The organism is Pseudomonas sp. LBUM1640 (assembly GCF_059716225.1).
The window spans coordinates 1,948,068-1,961,500 of record NZ_CP166816.1 but is presented as its reverse complement, the minus strand read 5'-3'; the positions used below and the strand labels follow the sequence as shown (position 1 = coordinate 1,961,500).

The following is a 13,433-nucleotide window of genomic DNA, read 5'->3' as shown; positions in this document are numbered from 1 at the left end:
GTTAGTTGACGGATGACAGGCTTGAGGGGGACGAGAGGGGCTCAGAGGTAGGGTGGTGCTATTTTCAAGCTACAGATCCAAGGAATTTATTGACTTCAAGGCCCATTCGCGAGCAAGCCCGCTCCCACACTTGAGTTGTGAACACTTCAAGTGTGGGAGCGGGCTTGCTCGCGAAAGCAATCTTACAGGCGCCAAAGCCCTCAATGCAGGCGCTTACGGCACATCAACTTGGCCAGCTTGGCGGTGTCCGGGCGCTCAACGATGCCCTTTTCGGTCACGATCACATCGATCAGGTCGGCCGGTGTCACATCGAATACCGGGTTAAAAGCCGCGACATCCAGCCGCTGCCCCATCACCTCCAGCAACTCACCCGCCTCACGCTCTTCCAGGCTGACGTCTTCGCCGGTGGCCATCATCAGGTCCAGCGTCGAACTCGGCGCCACCACCATAAAACGCACGCCATGGTGCATCGCGCACACGGCCAATTGATAGGTGCCGATCGTGCCGATCACATCACCGTTGGCGGCAATGCAATCGGCGCCGACGATCACCCAGGTCACGCCCTTGGTCTTAAGGATATGCGCGCCTGCTGAGTCAGCATTCACCACGACTGGGATGCCCTCGCCCGCCAGCTCCCACGCCGTCAGCCGCGAACCTTGCAGCCAGGGCCGGGTTTCATTGACGTAGACCTGCTCGACCAGCCCCTCGAGGAAGGCCGCGCGAACCACCCCGAGGGCCGTGCCGACGCCGCCCGTGGCCAGTGCGCCGGCATTGCCGTGGGTCAGGATCGCCTGGGCGTTGCCTTGGTGCTTGCGAATCCGCTCAAGCCCCAATTGGGCCATGACCACATTGGCTTCCCGGTCACTTTCATGGATCGCGATGGCTTCGGCTTCCAACACCGCCAGCGGGTCGGCGTGCTTCTTGAGGCGATCGAGGCGATCGCGCATACGCTTCAAGGCCCAGAACAGGTTCGACGCCGTCGGGCGGCTATCGGCCAGGAGCGCGTAGTCTTCTTCCCATGCGGCCTGCCAGTCACCGCCTTCAGCGATGCGTTCACGGGCGGCGAGCACCAGGCCATAGGCGGCGCTGATACCAATGGCCGGCGCGCCACGCACCACCATCGTGCGAATCGCGTCGGCTACTTCAGCCGCAGTTGTGCAAGCGACCCAGGCTTCCCGGGACGGCAAGGCACGCTGATCGAGCAGGTGCAGTGCGCCATCACGCCACTCGATGGCCTTCACGTTGTCTGCCGCTAACAGTCGGTCGCGCATCCCTTACCCCGCACTCTAGAACAAAAGCCGCCGATTATAGCGATCCGCCAGCCAGGACGCTCGGGTATACTTCGCCCTTCTTTTATAGCTGCCCAGGAAGAAGCCTGCGATGACCTCCACTGCCGCCCCGCTCGACCTGTTGCTGCTGCCCACTTGGCTGGTGCCTGTCGAACCTGCCGGTGTGGTGCTCAAAGAACATGGCCTGGGCATCCGTGACGGGCGCATTGCCTTTATCGGGCCGCGGGCTGCGGCCTTGAAGCTGGCGGCCAGCGAAGTACGCGAGCTGCCGGGCATGCTGCTCAGCCCCGGCCTGATCAATGCCCACGGGCATGCGGCGATGAGCCTGTTTCGCGGCCTGGCCGATGACCTGCCACTGATGACCTGGCTGGAAAAACACATCTGGCCCGCCGAAGCCAAATGGGTCGATGAAGCCTTCGTGCGTGACGGCACCGACCTGGCTATCGCCGAACAGCTCAAGGGCGGTATCACCTGCTTCAGCGACATGTACTTCTACCCCAAGGTCGCCAGCGACTGCGTGCACAACAGCGGCATACGCGCGCAAATCGCAATTCCGATCCTCGACTTCCCGATTCCCGGCGCCAGTACGCCCGATGAGGCGATTCGCCAAGGCGTCGAGCTGTTCGGCGACCTCAAGCACCACCCACGCATCAAGATCACCTTCGGGCCCCACGCGCCGTACACCGTGTGCGACGAGAACCTGGAGAAGATCCGCATCATCGCCGAAGAGCTGGACGCGTCAATTCACATGCACGTGCATGAAACCGCCTTCGAGGTGCAGCAAGCCGTTGAGCAGACCGGTGAACGCCCGTTGGCGCGCCTGGGTCGCCTCGGCTTGCTCGGCCCGCGCTTCCAGGCCGTTCATATGACCCAAATCAGCGAGGATGACCTGGCTTTGCTGGTAGAAAGCAACACCAGCATCATCCATTGCCCGGAATCGAACCTGAAACTGGCCAGCGGCTTTTGCCCGGTGGAGCGTCTGTGGCAGGCTGGCGTCAATGTGGCGATCGGCACCGACGGCGCCGCCAGCAACAACGACCTGGACCTGTTGGGCGAAACCCGTACCGCCGCGATGCTGGCCAAGGCCGTCGCCGGCTCGGCCACTGCCCTGGATGCCCACCGCGCCCTGCGCATGGCCACGCTCAACGGCGCCCGCGCCATGGGCCTGGAAAGCGAGATTGGCTCGCTGGAGGTCGGCAAGGCTGCCGATATCGTGGCTTTTGATCTTTCGGGGCTGGCGCAACAACCGATCTACGATCCGGTCTCACAGCTTATATATGCCACCGGACGCGATTGTGTGAAACACCTTTGGGTCGCCGGCAAGCAGTTGCTCGACGACCGGCAATTGACCCGCATGGATGAGCAACAGTTGACCGCCACGGCCATTGCCTGGGGCCAACGCATCAGCGGGCACAGCGAATAACGCCGGTCTTGAACCCTGACGTTCAGGACGGACAAACCGATTTATCAGCTTTAGAGGATTCACCATGAGCAACGTCGACCACGCCGAAATCGCCAAATTCGAAGCCCTGGCCCACCGCTGGTGGGACCGCGAAAGCGAGTTCAAACCCCTGCACGACATCAACCCGCTGCGGGTCAACTGGATTGACGAGCGCGTTAACCTGGCCGGCAAGAAGGTGCTGGACGTCGGTTGCGGCGGCGGCATCCTCAGCGAAGCGATGGCCCAACGCGGTGCCACCGTGATGGGTATCGACATGGGCGAGGCGCCGCTGGCCGTGGCGCAACTGCATCAGTTGGAATCCGGCGTGAGCGTGGAATACCGCCAAATCACCGCCGAAGCCCTGGCCGAGGAAATGCCCGAGCAGTTCGACGTGGTCACCTGCCTTGAGATGCTTGAGCACGTGCCCGACCCATCCTCGGTGATCCGCGCGTGCTTTCGCATGGTCAAGCCGGGCGGCCAGGTGTTCTTCTCCACCATCAACCGCAACCCCAAGGCCTACCTGTTCGCGATCATCGGCGCCGAATACATCATGAAACTGCTGCCGCGCGGCACCCACGACTTCAAGAAATTCATCCGCCCCTCCGAGCTGGGCGCCTGGAGCCGTCAGGCCGGGCTGACCGTCAAAGACATCATCGGCCTGACCTACAACCCGCTGACCAAGCACTACAAGCTGGCCAACGACGTTGACGTCAACTACATGATCCAAACCCTGCGCGAGGAGTAAGCCTGTGAAGTTGCGAGCGGTTCTCTTCGATATGGACGGTACGTTGCTGGACACCGCGCCGGACTTCATCGCGATCTGCCAGGCGATGCGCGCCGATCGCGGCCTGGCGCCGATCAACGACCAGCACATCCGCGATGAAATCTCCGGCGGTGCGCGGGCGATGGTCGCCGTGACGTTCTCAATGGACCCGCAATCCCCAGGCTTTGAAGAACTGCGCCTGGAGTTCCTGGAGCGCTACCTCAAGGGCTGCGCGATCCACAGCAAGCTCTTCGACGGTATGGAAGAACTGCTGCAGGACATCGAAAAATCCAACCTGGTGTGGGGCGTGGTCACCAACAAGCCGCTGCGCTTTGCCGAACCGATCATGCAGCAGTTGGGCCTGGCCGAGCGCTCGGCGCTGCTGATCTGCCCGGACCACGTGAAGAACAGCAAGCCGGACCCGGAACCGCTGATCCTGGCGTGCAAGATGCTCGACCTGGACCCGGCCAGCGTGCTGTTCGTGGGCGATGACCTGCGCGACATCGAGTCCGGCCGCGACGCCGGCACCCGCACCGCAGCGGTCACGTTCGGCTATATCCACCCGGACGACAACCCGCGCAACTGGGGCGCCGATGTGGTGGTGGATCACCCGCTGGAACTGCGCAAGGTGCTGGATAACGCCCTGTGCAGTTGCTGATTGGAAATGATTTAGGCTGATGCGCCTTTGTGGCGAGGGAGCTTGCTCCCGCTGGAGTGCGAAGCGCTCCCAAGATTCTGGGGCCGCTGCGCAGCCCAGCGGGAGCAAGCTCCCTCGCCACGAAAGCTTGGCCGCAATCAATCACATGGATTTTCTGTGAATTCTGTCGAGGCTATTTATGTTTGATTACTGCGCACGTCCAGAACTGCTCAAAGGCCGGGTGATCCTGGTGACCGGCGCCGGGCGCGGGATTGGCGCGGCGGCGGCGAAAACCTATGCCGCCCATGGCGCCACCGTACTGTTGCTGGGCAAGACCGAGGCCAACCTGGCCCAGGTGTATGACGAGATCGAAGCGGCGGGCCAGCCGCAGCCGGTGGTGATTCCGTTCAACCTGGAGACCGCCCTGCCCCATCAATACGATGAACTGGCCGAGATGATCGAAAAAGAATTCGGCCACCTCGACGGCCTGCTGCACAACGCCTCGATCATCGGCCCACGCACGCCCATCGAGCAGTTGTCCGGCGAGAACTTCATGCGGGTGATGCACGTTAACGTCAACGCGATGTTCATGCTGACCAGCACCTTGCTGCCGCTGCTCAAGCTGTCCCAGGACGCGTCGGTGGTGTTCACCTCCAGCAGCGTCGGGCGCAAAGGCCGGGCTTACTGGGGCGCCTATGGCGTGTCTAAATTTGCCACCGAAGGCTTGATGCAAACCCTGGCCGACGAGCTGGAGGATGTGGCGGCGGTACGCGCCAACAGCATCAACCCGGGCGGTACGCGCACCAGCATGCGCGCCCAGGCGTACCCCGGTGAAAACCCGATGGAAAGGCCGGCACCGGAAGAAATCATGCCGGTGTACCTGTACCTGATGGGGCCGGACAGTACGGGCATCAATGGGCAGGCGTTTGATGCGCAGTAACACTTAAGCAGGTCCAACTGACACAACATAGAACTAAATGTGGGAGCGGGCTTGCTCGCGAAGGCGGTGGATCAGTCGACATCTCTATAGACTGACACTCCGTCTTCGCGAGCAAGCCCGCTCCCACATTTGATCTTTGGCGTATTGGAAATATTAGTTTTTCACCACTTCCTCAAGCGTGAAACGCCCCAGTGGGTTCTGCAGGAAGTTGCTCACATTCTTGCGTGAGATGTTGATGTACGGGCTGTAGTACAAGTCGATCCAGTTCACATCCTGTTTCGCCAGTTTCTGCAGGTCGACATACATCTGCTCACGCTTGGCCGGGTCGGCCTCGATTCGCGCCGCCGCCACCAGTTCCTTGACCTTGTCGTTCTTGTAGCGGGTCATGTAGTTCTGGTTGGTGTCGTGGCCCAGCACGAAGGTGGTCTTCTGGTCCGGGTCGAGGATGTCGTTGGTCCAGTACATCACCGAAATATCGTACTCACCGTCCACCAGCATCTGCCAGCTTTGGGTCGGGTCGACTTTCTGCAGGTTGGCGGTCACGCCGACCTTGGCCAGCTGGTCCTTGATGATCACCGCGATCTGCTCGTCGGCTTCGTTGCCGGCGTTGACCACGTAGTTGAGTTTCAAGTCCTTGGCACCGGCTTCTTCCAGCAGTTTCTTGGCTGCCGTCGGGTCATACGGGCGTTGCAGGTTGTTGGCGTAGTGGTACAGCGAGCCTTTCGGAATGTAGGAATAGGCCACGGTGCCTTGACCGTACGTGGCGGTCTTGACCAGCGATTGTTTGTCGATGGCCATGTCCAGCGCTTCGCGCACTTGCGGCTTGGCCAGCAGGCCGTGGGCGTGGTTGATCAGCAGATGATCTTCGCGAGTGGACGGGTCGGAGTGGATCACTACGTTTTTGTCTTTCTTCAGCTCTTCCACGCGGGAGAACGGCACGAAGATAGCCGTGTCGAGCTCGTTGTTCTGCACCATGCGCATACGCGTATTGTCGTCGGTGACCGACACCCACTCCACGCCATCCAGGCTCACGTTCTTGGCCTGCCAGAAGTTCGGGTTCTTCTTCAAAATCACCCGGTCGCCCTTGCGCCACTCCTCCACGGTAAACGCGCCGGAGGTCACCGGGTTTTCCGAGTAGGCGTCTTCGCCCATCTTGGTCATGGCTTTTTCCGACAGGATCGACACCGTCGGCGACGCCAATTGCGAGAGGAAGGCTACAGCCGGGGTTTTCAGGGTGACCACCAGGGTCTTGGGATCGCTGGCCTTGGCCGTGTTGATCAGGCTGAACGGGTCGCTCCACAGCGAAGCCTTGTTGTCGCGGATACGCAACAGGCTGAACGCCGCATCGTCGGCGGTGATCGGCGAGCCGTCGGAGAACTTCGCCTCACGCAGCTTGAAGGTGTAGGTCAGGCCGTCCTTGGAGATCTCCCAGCTTTCTGCCAGGCCCGGTTCCATCTTGGTGCCCAGGTTATCCACGCGCACCAGGGTGTCGTAGACGTTGGCGAATACCCAGGTGTCGCGGTTTTGCGCGCTTTTAATCGGGTCGAACGTGGTGCTGTCTTCACGGCAGCCGATGGTTAGTACACCGGCGGCCTGGGCCAAGCCAGCGGTCAGCGACCAGGCGGTGAGCGTAGCGGCGGCGAGCAACTTCAAGTGGCGCGATTGCATGTCATAACTCCTTGTTTAGGACGGCAGAAAGGTTAATGGCTCTTCAAGCACGCAACTGTATCGATGCTCGTGCAGGAAATGCGTCGGCGGCAACACCACGGAACACATGGTCCGGGCATGCCGGCAACGCGGGTGAAAGGCGCAGCCTGTAGGCAAATTCAACGGGCTCGGTGGCTCACCGGGCAAAGGTTCTGCAGGCAACGGCCGATGCGGATCGATCTCGGGGATCGCCTCGATCAACGCCGCCGTGTACGGATGGCGCGGCGCGGTAAACACCGCCTCCACCGGGCCTTCCTCGACGATCTTGCCCAAGTACATCACCGCCACGCGGTCGCACAGGCGCCGCACAATGGCCAGGTCGTGAGCGATGAACAGGATCGCCAGGTTCATGCGCTGTTGCAGTTCCAGCAACAGGTTGATGATCTGGCCCTGGATTGACACATCCAGCGCCGCCACGCACTCATCGGCAATGATCAAGCGCGGCTCCACCGCCAGCGCCCGCGCAATGCCGACGCGCTGGCACTGGCCGCCACTTAAGGAGCCGGGTTTGCGGCTGGCCAATTCGGGGCGCAGGCCGACCAGATCGAGCAGTTCATTGACGCGTGCCGGTATCTGTTCCGGCGTGACCTTGCGCTGCACGCGCAACACTTCGGCGAGGGTTTCGCCGATGGTGTGGCGCGGGTTCAACGCGGCGTACGGGTCCTGGAAGATCATCGCGGTTTCATGCCGCAGTCGGGCGATATCGATGGCGCTGCCGTGGGCCATGTCGATGCCGTCAAACAACACTTGGCCGGCGCTGATCGGGTTGAGGTGCAGGATGGCCCGGCCGAGTGTGCTCTTGCCGCTGCCGGACTCGCCGACCAACCCCAGGGTTTGGCCTGCGGCCAGGTTCAGCGAGACGCCATTGACCGCCCTCACCCACTGTTTATTCAGGCCAAACAAACCCGTGCCGGACGCGGCAAAACGCACCTCAAGGTCCTTGATTTGCAACAGGCTCATGGGCGGCCTCCCAACGGATAGTGGCACGCCACCCGCGCGCCTTCCGGCAGCAACTCGGTGCACAACGCGCGCGCCTGCGGGCAGCGTGGGTTAAAGCGGCAACCGTCGGGCAAAGCATCCAGCAACGGCGGCTGCCCGGGAATCGTACGCAGTAATGCGTGGCCACTGCTGTGGGCCGGTTGGCAATCGATCAGGCCTGCGGTGTACGGGTGTTGCGGATGGGCCAGCACGTCGTACTTGCTGCCGTGCTCGCATAAGCGCCCGGCGTACATCACCGCAATCGAATCACAGGTCTGCGCCACCACGCCGAGGTCGTGGGTGATCATGATGATCGACAGGCCGCGCTGGTCGCGCAGGTCCAGCAACAAGCGCAGGATTTGCGCCTGCACGGTCACATCAAGGGCGGTGGTCGGCTCGTCGGCAATCAGCACGTTCGGGTTGCAACCCAGGGCCACGGCAATCATCGCGCGCTGGCGCATGCCACCGGAAAACTCGTGAGGGTAGTTGTCGACCCGCGCCTTGGGATCGGGAATACCCACCTGGCGCAGCACCTCGACGGCCAGCAGGCGCGCGTCTTTTTTCGACGCGCCCTGGTGCAGGCGGATGCCCTCGGCGATCTGCTCACCAATGCGCATCAACGGGTCGAGGTGGCTGCTGGGGTTCTGGAAGATCATGCCCAGTTGCCCGCCGCGCACGGCGCGCATGCCGGCATCGTCCAGCTGCAACAAGTCCTGGCCGGCCAGGCGCACCGCGCCGCCTTGCACGCGCAGGTTGGGCGACGGCAGCAGGCGCATCAGCCCGCGACAGGCCAGGGTCTTGCCCGAGCCGCTCTCGCCCACCAGCCCGAGGATTTCACCTTCGGCCAAGTCGAAGGACACGCGATCAACCAAGGTGACATCGCGCCCGGCATTATTGGCGATCACGCTGAGGTCCCGTACCTGAAGCAGGCTCATGCGCGATCCCCCAACACTTGCGCCACGCCATCGGCAAGCAGGCTGAAACCCATGGCCAGGGTCACGATGGCCAGGCCTGGGAAGGTGCATATCCACCAGGCCGTGGTGATGAACGCCTGCCCTTCGGCGACCATCGTGCCCCACTCGGCCGTCGGCGGTTGCACGCCCAGGCCCAAGTAGCTCACGGCAGCGCCGTTGAGCAGCACCAGCACGGCGTCAGACATGGAAAACACAATCGAACCGAACATCGCATTGGGCAGCAAGTGCCGAAACAAGATGCGCCCATGACCAAAGCCCAGGCTCTTGGCGGCCAGGGCAAACTCACTTTCCTTGAGCACCAGGATCTGCGAGCGGATCAGCCGCGCATACGAGACCCAGCCCACCAGCGCCATGGCGATATAAAAGCTCTGCAAGCCTGGGCCGAGGATGGCCATGATCGCCAGCATCAACACCAGGAAAGGGAACGCCAGGATCACGTCGATCACGCGCATGCAGAAGCTGTCGAAGCGCCCGCCAATGTAGCCGGACACCGCGCCGACGAAGGTGCCGATCATGAACGGGAAAATCACCCCAACGATGGCCAGTTGCAGGTCGATGCGCGCGCCCCAGATCACCCGCGAAAGGATGTCCCGGCCGTAGTTGTCCGTGCCGAATGGATGGGCCAGGCTGGGCCCGAGCAAACTGATGTCGGGGTTCTGCGCAATCGGGTCAAAGGGCGCGACCCACGGCGCGCACAGCGCCAGGGCAAACCACACCAGCAGAATCAACAGGCCCCACGCAGCGGTCAGCCGACCGTTGCGAAAACCAAAACGCAGGCGCAAACGCCATGGGGCAATCAGTGGGCGGCTGCTCATTGCATTTTCACCCGTGGGTCGAGGGTTACCGTCACCACGTCGGCGACGAAGTTGACCACCACCGTCGCACAGGCCAGCACCATGGCCACGCCCTGCACCACCATGTAATCGCGGGTGAAGATGCCGCGCACCAGCAATTGGCCGATACCGGGAATCGCGAACAGGCTCTCGATCACCACCGTGCCGCTGATCAGCCAACCGATATTCACCGCCAGCAGGTTGACCGCCGGCACCAGCGAATTGGGCAGCACATGGCGACGGAACACAGCCGCTTCCGACAGCCCGCGCGCACGGGCGGCAGTGACGTGATCAGCCTGCAACTCCATCAACATGCTGGCCCGCAGGTTGCGTACCAGCACCGCCGACAGGGCCAGGGCGATGGTCAAACACGGCAGCAGCATATGGTGAGCTTTGTCCAGCCAGGTGCGCCCGTAGCCGGACACCGGGAACAGGCCCCACTTCACACTCAACAACAGAATCAACATCAAGCCCAGCCAGAACGCCGGCATGCCCAGGCCGATAGTGGTGAACACGCGGATCAGGTTGTCCGCCCAGCCGCCTTTGTTGCGCGCCGCCCACGTCGCCAGCGGGACCGCAATCAACAGCGCCAACAGCACACTGCCGAGCACCAGCACCAGCGTCGGCTCAATGCGGGTGACGATCAGCTTCAAGGCATCGACCTTGTACAGCAGCGATTGGCCGAGATCGCCCTTGAGCAGGTTCTTGAGAAAGTAGAAGTATTGCAGCCACAAAGGCTGATCCAGGCCGTACTGGGCACGGATTTTCAGCAACGCATCCGGTGTACTGCGCGAGCCGAGCAAGGCCCGCGCGGGGTCACCGGGAATCGAGCGCACCAGCACAAAGGTGATCAGGCTGATGCCAAACAGCACCGGCAGCAACTGCAGCGGCCGGGACAGTACAAAGCGGTAACGCGCCAGGTTCATCCGTCAGCCTCGGTGACGCGCGAGGAAGTCCAGCAGCACCGGAAAGTACGCATGGGGCTCCTCATAAAAGGGCATGTGGCTGCTGTTGGGGAACACGTGCAATTGGGCATGCGTGGCGGCAAGCTTCATGCGATGGGCACAGGCGGGCGTGAGCTCATCATGCTGGCCGGTGGTGATCAGTATCGGCATCTTGAAATCGGCCATCTCGGGGATGCGGTTCCAGTCCTTGAGGTTGCCGATGTAGAGGAATTCGTTGGGGCCCTGCATGGTTTCGTAGGGGCCCATGTTCCAGTCACCCAGGGAACGTTTGACCGGCTCGGGCCATTCGTCCAGGCGGCAGACGTGGCGGTAGTTGAGCAAGGTGATGGCGGCCTGGTACTGCGGATGGTCCAAGGTGCCCATGGCTTCATGGCGTTGCATCATCGCCACGGTTTCGCTGCCGAGGGCGCCGCGCAGGCGTTCGAGTTCGCGGGACAGGTGCGGAATGTCGCCGACGGTGTTTTCCAGGATCAGGCTTTTCAGCGCAGTGGGATAGTGGATGGCGTATTCGATGCCCAACCAGCCGCCCCAGGAATGCCCGAGCAAGTGCACGCGCCCCAGGTCGAGGGCTTGGCGCACCGTTTCGACTTCTTCGACATAACGGCTGATTTCCCACAAGGAAACGTCAGTCGGTCTGGCTGATGCGCCGGTGCCAAGCTGGTCGAATGCAACCACTCGCAGGTTATGGTCTTTGAGCCAGCCATGGGCGTCGCGCAAGTAGTCACACGGCAGGCCTGGGCCGCCGTTGAGACACAAGAGCACCTCATCGCCGTCGCCAAAGCTGTAGACCACGAGGTTATGGCCATCGACTTGCACGTTGTACTGCTGGTCGGGGGCAATTTCACGCCACATGCATACATTCCTTGTGTTGTATCGGCCTGGCAGGCAGCGGCCGTTTATCAGGCCAACACTACCGAGGATGCTGCGCGTCCATAACCTAGTATTTCTTATAGGTTTGGCCTGGCAGTCCTTCGCCGGGGCGTGGCATTCTACTTGCCGCAAGTCGAGATTCAAATGAATTCGGGAGCAGAACGGATGCTGGCCAAGCTAACTGCCTTCAATAACCGTCTCATGCCAGGCAGGAGCCTGGATGAACAGATGGACAACACGTTTACGCTCGCCCAACAGTTGGGCTTCGATGCGCTGGTGTACGACTACACGCCGGTGCCCATCGACCAGGACGGTTCACTGATCACGCCCTCGGTGCTGGAACTGCGCAATACGCCGCCTGACTGGCACGCATTATGGTGCAGCGAAGGGTTTTACCAGATCGACCCGGTGCAGCACCTGGCCCTGAGCACGGTGTCGCCGTTCGTGTGGTCCTACGAGGCGAAAGCCGATACCGCGCTGCAAAAGATCATCGACCCGTGCCACGCACCGGTGTCCTCCTACCTGCATGAGCGCCAACTGACGTGCGGTGTCAGCGTACCCATTCACCTGCCTCGCGGCGGCTTCGCGTCACTGACCGGCCTGCGCACCGGCAAAGCCCGTACGGTATTGAAGGATGCGCAGCAAACCCTCGCCGATTTCAGCCTGATTACCCATGCCCTGCAGGAAGCGGCCTACCCGCTGTTCAGCAAGGAACTGCGCACTTACCCGCATATTCACCTGACCAAACGCGAGCGCGAATGCCTGAAATGGGCCGCCGACGGGCTCACGGCCGCTGAAATCGCCACGCAGTTGAGCCGTTCACTGGCGGTGGTGACCCTGCACTTGGCCTCGGCAATGCACAAACTGGGGGCCAAGAACCGCGTACAGGCGGTGGTGCGTGCCACCCATTACCGCTTGCTGGAAGATTGATCCGTCAGCAAAACCTAGCTGTTTTGCTAGTTACTTAAACGTCGCGCGACGATTATCGTAGCCCTGATCCTTTTTTTCAGAGCAGGGTACGAAATGGAATTCATCGAGAAAGTCCGCGAAGGCTATGCGGCCTTCGGCGCCTACCAGACCTGGTATCGCGTGACCGGCGACCTGACCACCGGCCGTACACCGTTGGTGATCATCCACGGCGGCCCCGGCTGCACGCACGACTATGTCGACGCCTTCAAAGACGTGGCGGCCAGCGGCCATGCGGTGATTCACTACGACCAATTGGGCAATGGGCGCTCCACGCACTTGCCGGATAAAGAGGCCTCGTTCTGGACCATCGACCTGTTCCTCGCAGAGCTGGACAACCTGCTGGACCACCTGCAAATCAGCGATAACTACGCGATCCTCGGGCAATCCTGGGGCGGCATGCTCGGCAGTGAACACGCGATCCTGCAACCCAAGGGCCTGCGCGCGTTTATCCCGGCCAACTCACCGACGTGCATGCGCACTTGGGTCAGCGAAGCCAACCGCCTGCGCAAATTGCTGCCTGAAGGCGTGCACGAAACCCTGCTTAAACACGAACAGGCCGGCACTTACCAAGACCCTGAATACCTCGCCGCCTCGCGGATTTTTTATGACCAGCACGTGTGCCGCGTCATCCCGTGGCCGGAAGAAGTGGCGCGCACCTTCGCCGCGGTGGATGCGGACCCGACGGTGTACCACGCCATGAGCGGCCCGACCGAGTTCCACGTGATCGGCAGCTTGAAGGACTGGAATGTGATCGGCCGCCTGTCGGCGATTACTGTACCGACCCTGGTGATCTCCGGCCGGCACGACGAGGCCACGCCGTTGGTGGTCAAACCGTTCCTGGATGAGATCGCGGACGTGCGCTGGGCGCTGTTTGAAGACTCCAGCCACATGCCCCACGTGGAAGAACGCCAGGCGTGTATGGGCACTGTGGTGAAGTTTTTGGATGAAGCGTGCTCAGTGCCGCACAAAGTCCTCAAAGCTGGCTAATTGATCGTTCCCACGCTCCGCGTGGGAATGCCCCTTTGGACGCTCTGCGTCCGCTCTCAAGGTCGTGACGCGGAGCGTCA

At 61.8% G+C, this 13,433-nt stretch carries 13 protein-coding genes; 6 read left to right on the top strand and 7 right to left on the bottom strand.

Going from position 1 to position 13,433, the window contains the following annotated elements; translation table 11 throughout:
- Nucleotides 1–200: 200 nt before the first annotated feature.
- The gene (gene mtnA / locus ACA065_RS08790; RefSeq protein WP_497694171.1) at nt 201–1,271 is read right to left on the bottom strand and encodes an S-methyl-5-thioribose-1-phosphate isomerase; all 1,071 of its coding nucleotides are present in this window, start codon (nt 1,269–1,271) and stop codon (nt 201–203) included.
- A 109-nt stretch (nt 1,272–1,380) separates the two neighbouring features.
- On the opposite strand from mtnA, the gene ACA065_RS08785 reads away from it, so the two are divergent.
- The 4 genes from ACA065_RS08785 (at nt 1,381) to ACA065_RS08770 (ending at nt 5,070) form a co-directional block, all read left to right on the top strand.
- Nucleotides 1,381–2,712 carry a TRZ/ATZ family hydrolase gene (locus tag ACA065_RS08785; protein ID WP_497694170.1) on the top strand — a complete coding sequence of 444 codons (1,332 nt, stop codon included), beginning with the start codon at nt 1,381–1,383 and terminating at the stop codon, nt 2,710–2,712.
- Nucleotides 2,713–2,776: 64 nt separating this feature from the next.
- Nucleotides 2,777–3,475, top strand: coding sequence for a bifunctional 2-polyprenyl-6-hydroxyphenol methylase/3-demethylubiquinol 3-O-methyltransferase UbiG (gene ubiG / locus ACA065_RS08780; RefSeq protein ID WP_003189760.1), 699 nt, complete (start codon nt 2,777–2,779; stop codon nt 3,473–3,475).
- Between the two features lie 4 nt (nt 3,476–3,479).
- Nucleotides 3,480–4,151: an N-acetylmuramic acid 6-phosphate phosphatase MupP gene (gene mupP / locus ACA065_RS08775; protein WP_497694169.1), complete on the top strand. Its 672-nt coding sequence runs from the start codon at nt 3,480–3,482 to the stop codon at nt 4,149–4,151.
- 178 nt (nt 4,152–4,329) lie between these two features.
- Nucleotides 4,330–5,070: a YciK family oxidoreductase gene (locus tag ACA065_RS08770; protein WP_497694168.1), complete on the top strand. Its 741-nt coding sequence runs from the start codon at nt 4,330–4,332 to the stop codon at nt 5,068–5,070.
- 153 nt (nt 5,071–5,223) lie between these two features.
- Here the strand turns inward: ACA065_RS08770 and ACA065_RS08765 are convergent, their stop codons facing one another.
- Genes ACA065_RS08765 through ACA065_RS08740 form a run of 6 tightly spaced genes read right to left on the bottom strand, consistent with a single transcriptional unit; the run spans nt 5,224 to nt 11,379 of the window.
- Nucleotides 5,224–6,738, bottom strand: coding sequence for an ABC transporter substrate-binding protein (locus ACA065_RS08765; protein WP_497694167.1), 1,515 nt, complete (start codon nt 6,736–6,738; stop codon nt 5,224–5,226).
- Between the two features lie 15 nt (nt 6,739–6,753).
- Nucleotides 6,754–7,737: an ABC transporter ATP-binding protein gene (locus tag ACA065_RS08760; protein ID WP_497694166.1), complete on the bottom strand. Its 984-nt coding sequence runs from the start codon at nt 7,735–7,737 to the stop codon at nt 6,754–6,756.
- Nucleotides 7,734–8,690 carry an ABC transporter ATP-binding protein gene (locus ACA065_RS08755; RefSeq protein WP_497694165.1) on the bottom strand — a complete coding sequence of 319 codons (957 nt, stop codon included), beginning with the start codon at nt 8,688–8,690 and terminating at the stop codon, nt 7,734–7,736. The genes ACA065_RS08760 and ACA065_RS08755 overlap by 4 nt, the downstream gene beginning before the upstream one ends.
- Entirely contained in the window at nt 8,687–9,544 is an 858-nt protein-coding gene (locus ACA065_RS08750; RefSeq protein WP_497694164.1) for an ABC transporter permease, read from the bottom strand. The genes ACA065_RS08755 and ACA065_RS08750 overlap by 4 nt, the downstream gene beginning before the upstream one ends.
- Entirely contained in the window at nt 9,541–10,488 is a 948-nt protein-coding gene (locus ACA065_RS08745; protein WP_497694163.1) for an ABC transporter permease, read from the bottom strand. Before ACA065_RS08745 ends, ACA065_RS08750 begins: the two co-directional genes overlap by 4 nt.
- 3 nt (nt 10,489–10,491) lie before the next feature.
- Nucleotides 10,492–11,379 (bottom strand): proline iminopeptidase-family hydrolase, encoded by an 888-nt coding sequence (locus ACA065_RS08740; protein ID WP_497694162.1) that lies wholly within the window; start codon nt 11,377–11,379, stop codon nt 10,492–10,494.
- A 183-nt stretch (nt 11,380–11,562) separates the two neighbouring features.
- Between ACA065_RS08740 and ACA065_RS08735 the strand changes: the two genes are divergently transcribed.
- Both ACA065_RS08735 and ACA065_RS08730 read left to right on the top strand, forming a co-directional pair.
- Nucleotides 11,563–12,327: a LuxR family transcriptional regulator gene (locus tag ACA065_RS08735; RefSeq protein ID WP_497694161.1), complete on the top strand. Its 765-nt coding sequence runs from the start codon at nt 11,563–11,565 to the stop codon at nt 12,325–12,327.
- 93 nt (nt 12,328–12,420) lie between these two features.
- Nucleotides 12,421–13,353 (top strand): proline iminopeptidase-family hydrolase, encoded by a 933-nt coding sequence (locus ACA065_RS08730; RefSeq protein ID WP_497694160.1) that lies wholly within the window; start codon nt 12,421–12,423, stop codon nt 13,351–13,353.
- Nucleotides 13,354–13,433 lie beyond the last annotated feature (80 nt).

Bases quoted from the DNA above. Each gene is read 5' to 3' on its own strand.
- mtnA (WP_497694171.1), bottom strand. From the start codon at position 1,271: ATGCGCGACCGACTGTTAGCGGCAGACAACGTGAAGGCCATCGAGTGG.
- ACA065_RS08785 (WP_497694170.1), top strand. From the start codon at position 1,381: ATGACCTCCACTGCCGCCCCGCTCGACCTGTTGCTGCTGCCCACTTGG.
- ubiG (WP_003189760.1), top strand. From the start codon at position 2,777: ATGAGCAACGTCGACCACGCCGAAATCGCCAAATTCGAAGCCCTGGCC.
- ACA065_RS08770 (WP_497694168.1), top strand. From the start codon at position 4,330: ATGTTTGATTACTGCGCACGTCCAGAACTGCTCAAAGGCCGGGTGATC.
- ACA065_RS08765 (WP_497694167.1), bottom strand. From the start codon at position 6,738: ATGCAATCGCGCCACTTGAAGTTGCTCGCCGCCGCTACGCTCACCGCC.
- ACA065_RS08760 (WP_497694166.1), bottom strand. From the start codon at position 7,737: ATGAGCCTGTTGCAAATCAAGGACCTTGAGGTGCGTTTTGCCGCGTCC.
- ACA065_RS08755 (WP_497694165.1), bottom strand. From the start codon at position 8,690: ATGAGCCTGCTTCAGGTACGGGACCTCAGCGTGATCGCCAATAATGCC.
- ACA065_RS08750 (WP_497694164.1), bottom strand. From the start codon at position 9,544: ATGAGCAGCCGCCCACTGATTGCCCCATGGCGTTTGCGCCTGCGTTTT.
- ACA065_RS08745 (WP_497694163.1), bottom strand. From the start codon at position 10,488: ATGAACCTGGCGCGTTACCGCTTTGTACTGTCCCGGCCGCTGCAGTTG.
- ACA065_RS08740 (WP_497694162.1), bottom strand. From the start codon at position 11,379: ATGTGGCGTGAAATTGCCCCCGACCAGCAGTACAACGTGCAAGTCGAT.
- ACA065_RS08735 (WP_497694161.1), top strand. From the start codon at position 11,563: ATGCTGGCCAAGCTAACTGCCTTCAATAACCGTCTCATGCCAGGCAGG.
- ACA065_RS08730 (WP_497694160.1), top strand. From the start codon at position 12,421: ATGGAATTCATCGAGAAAGTCCGCGAAGGCTATGCGGCCTTCGGCGCC.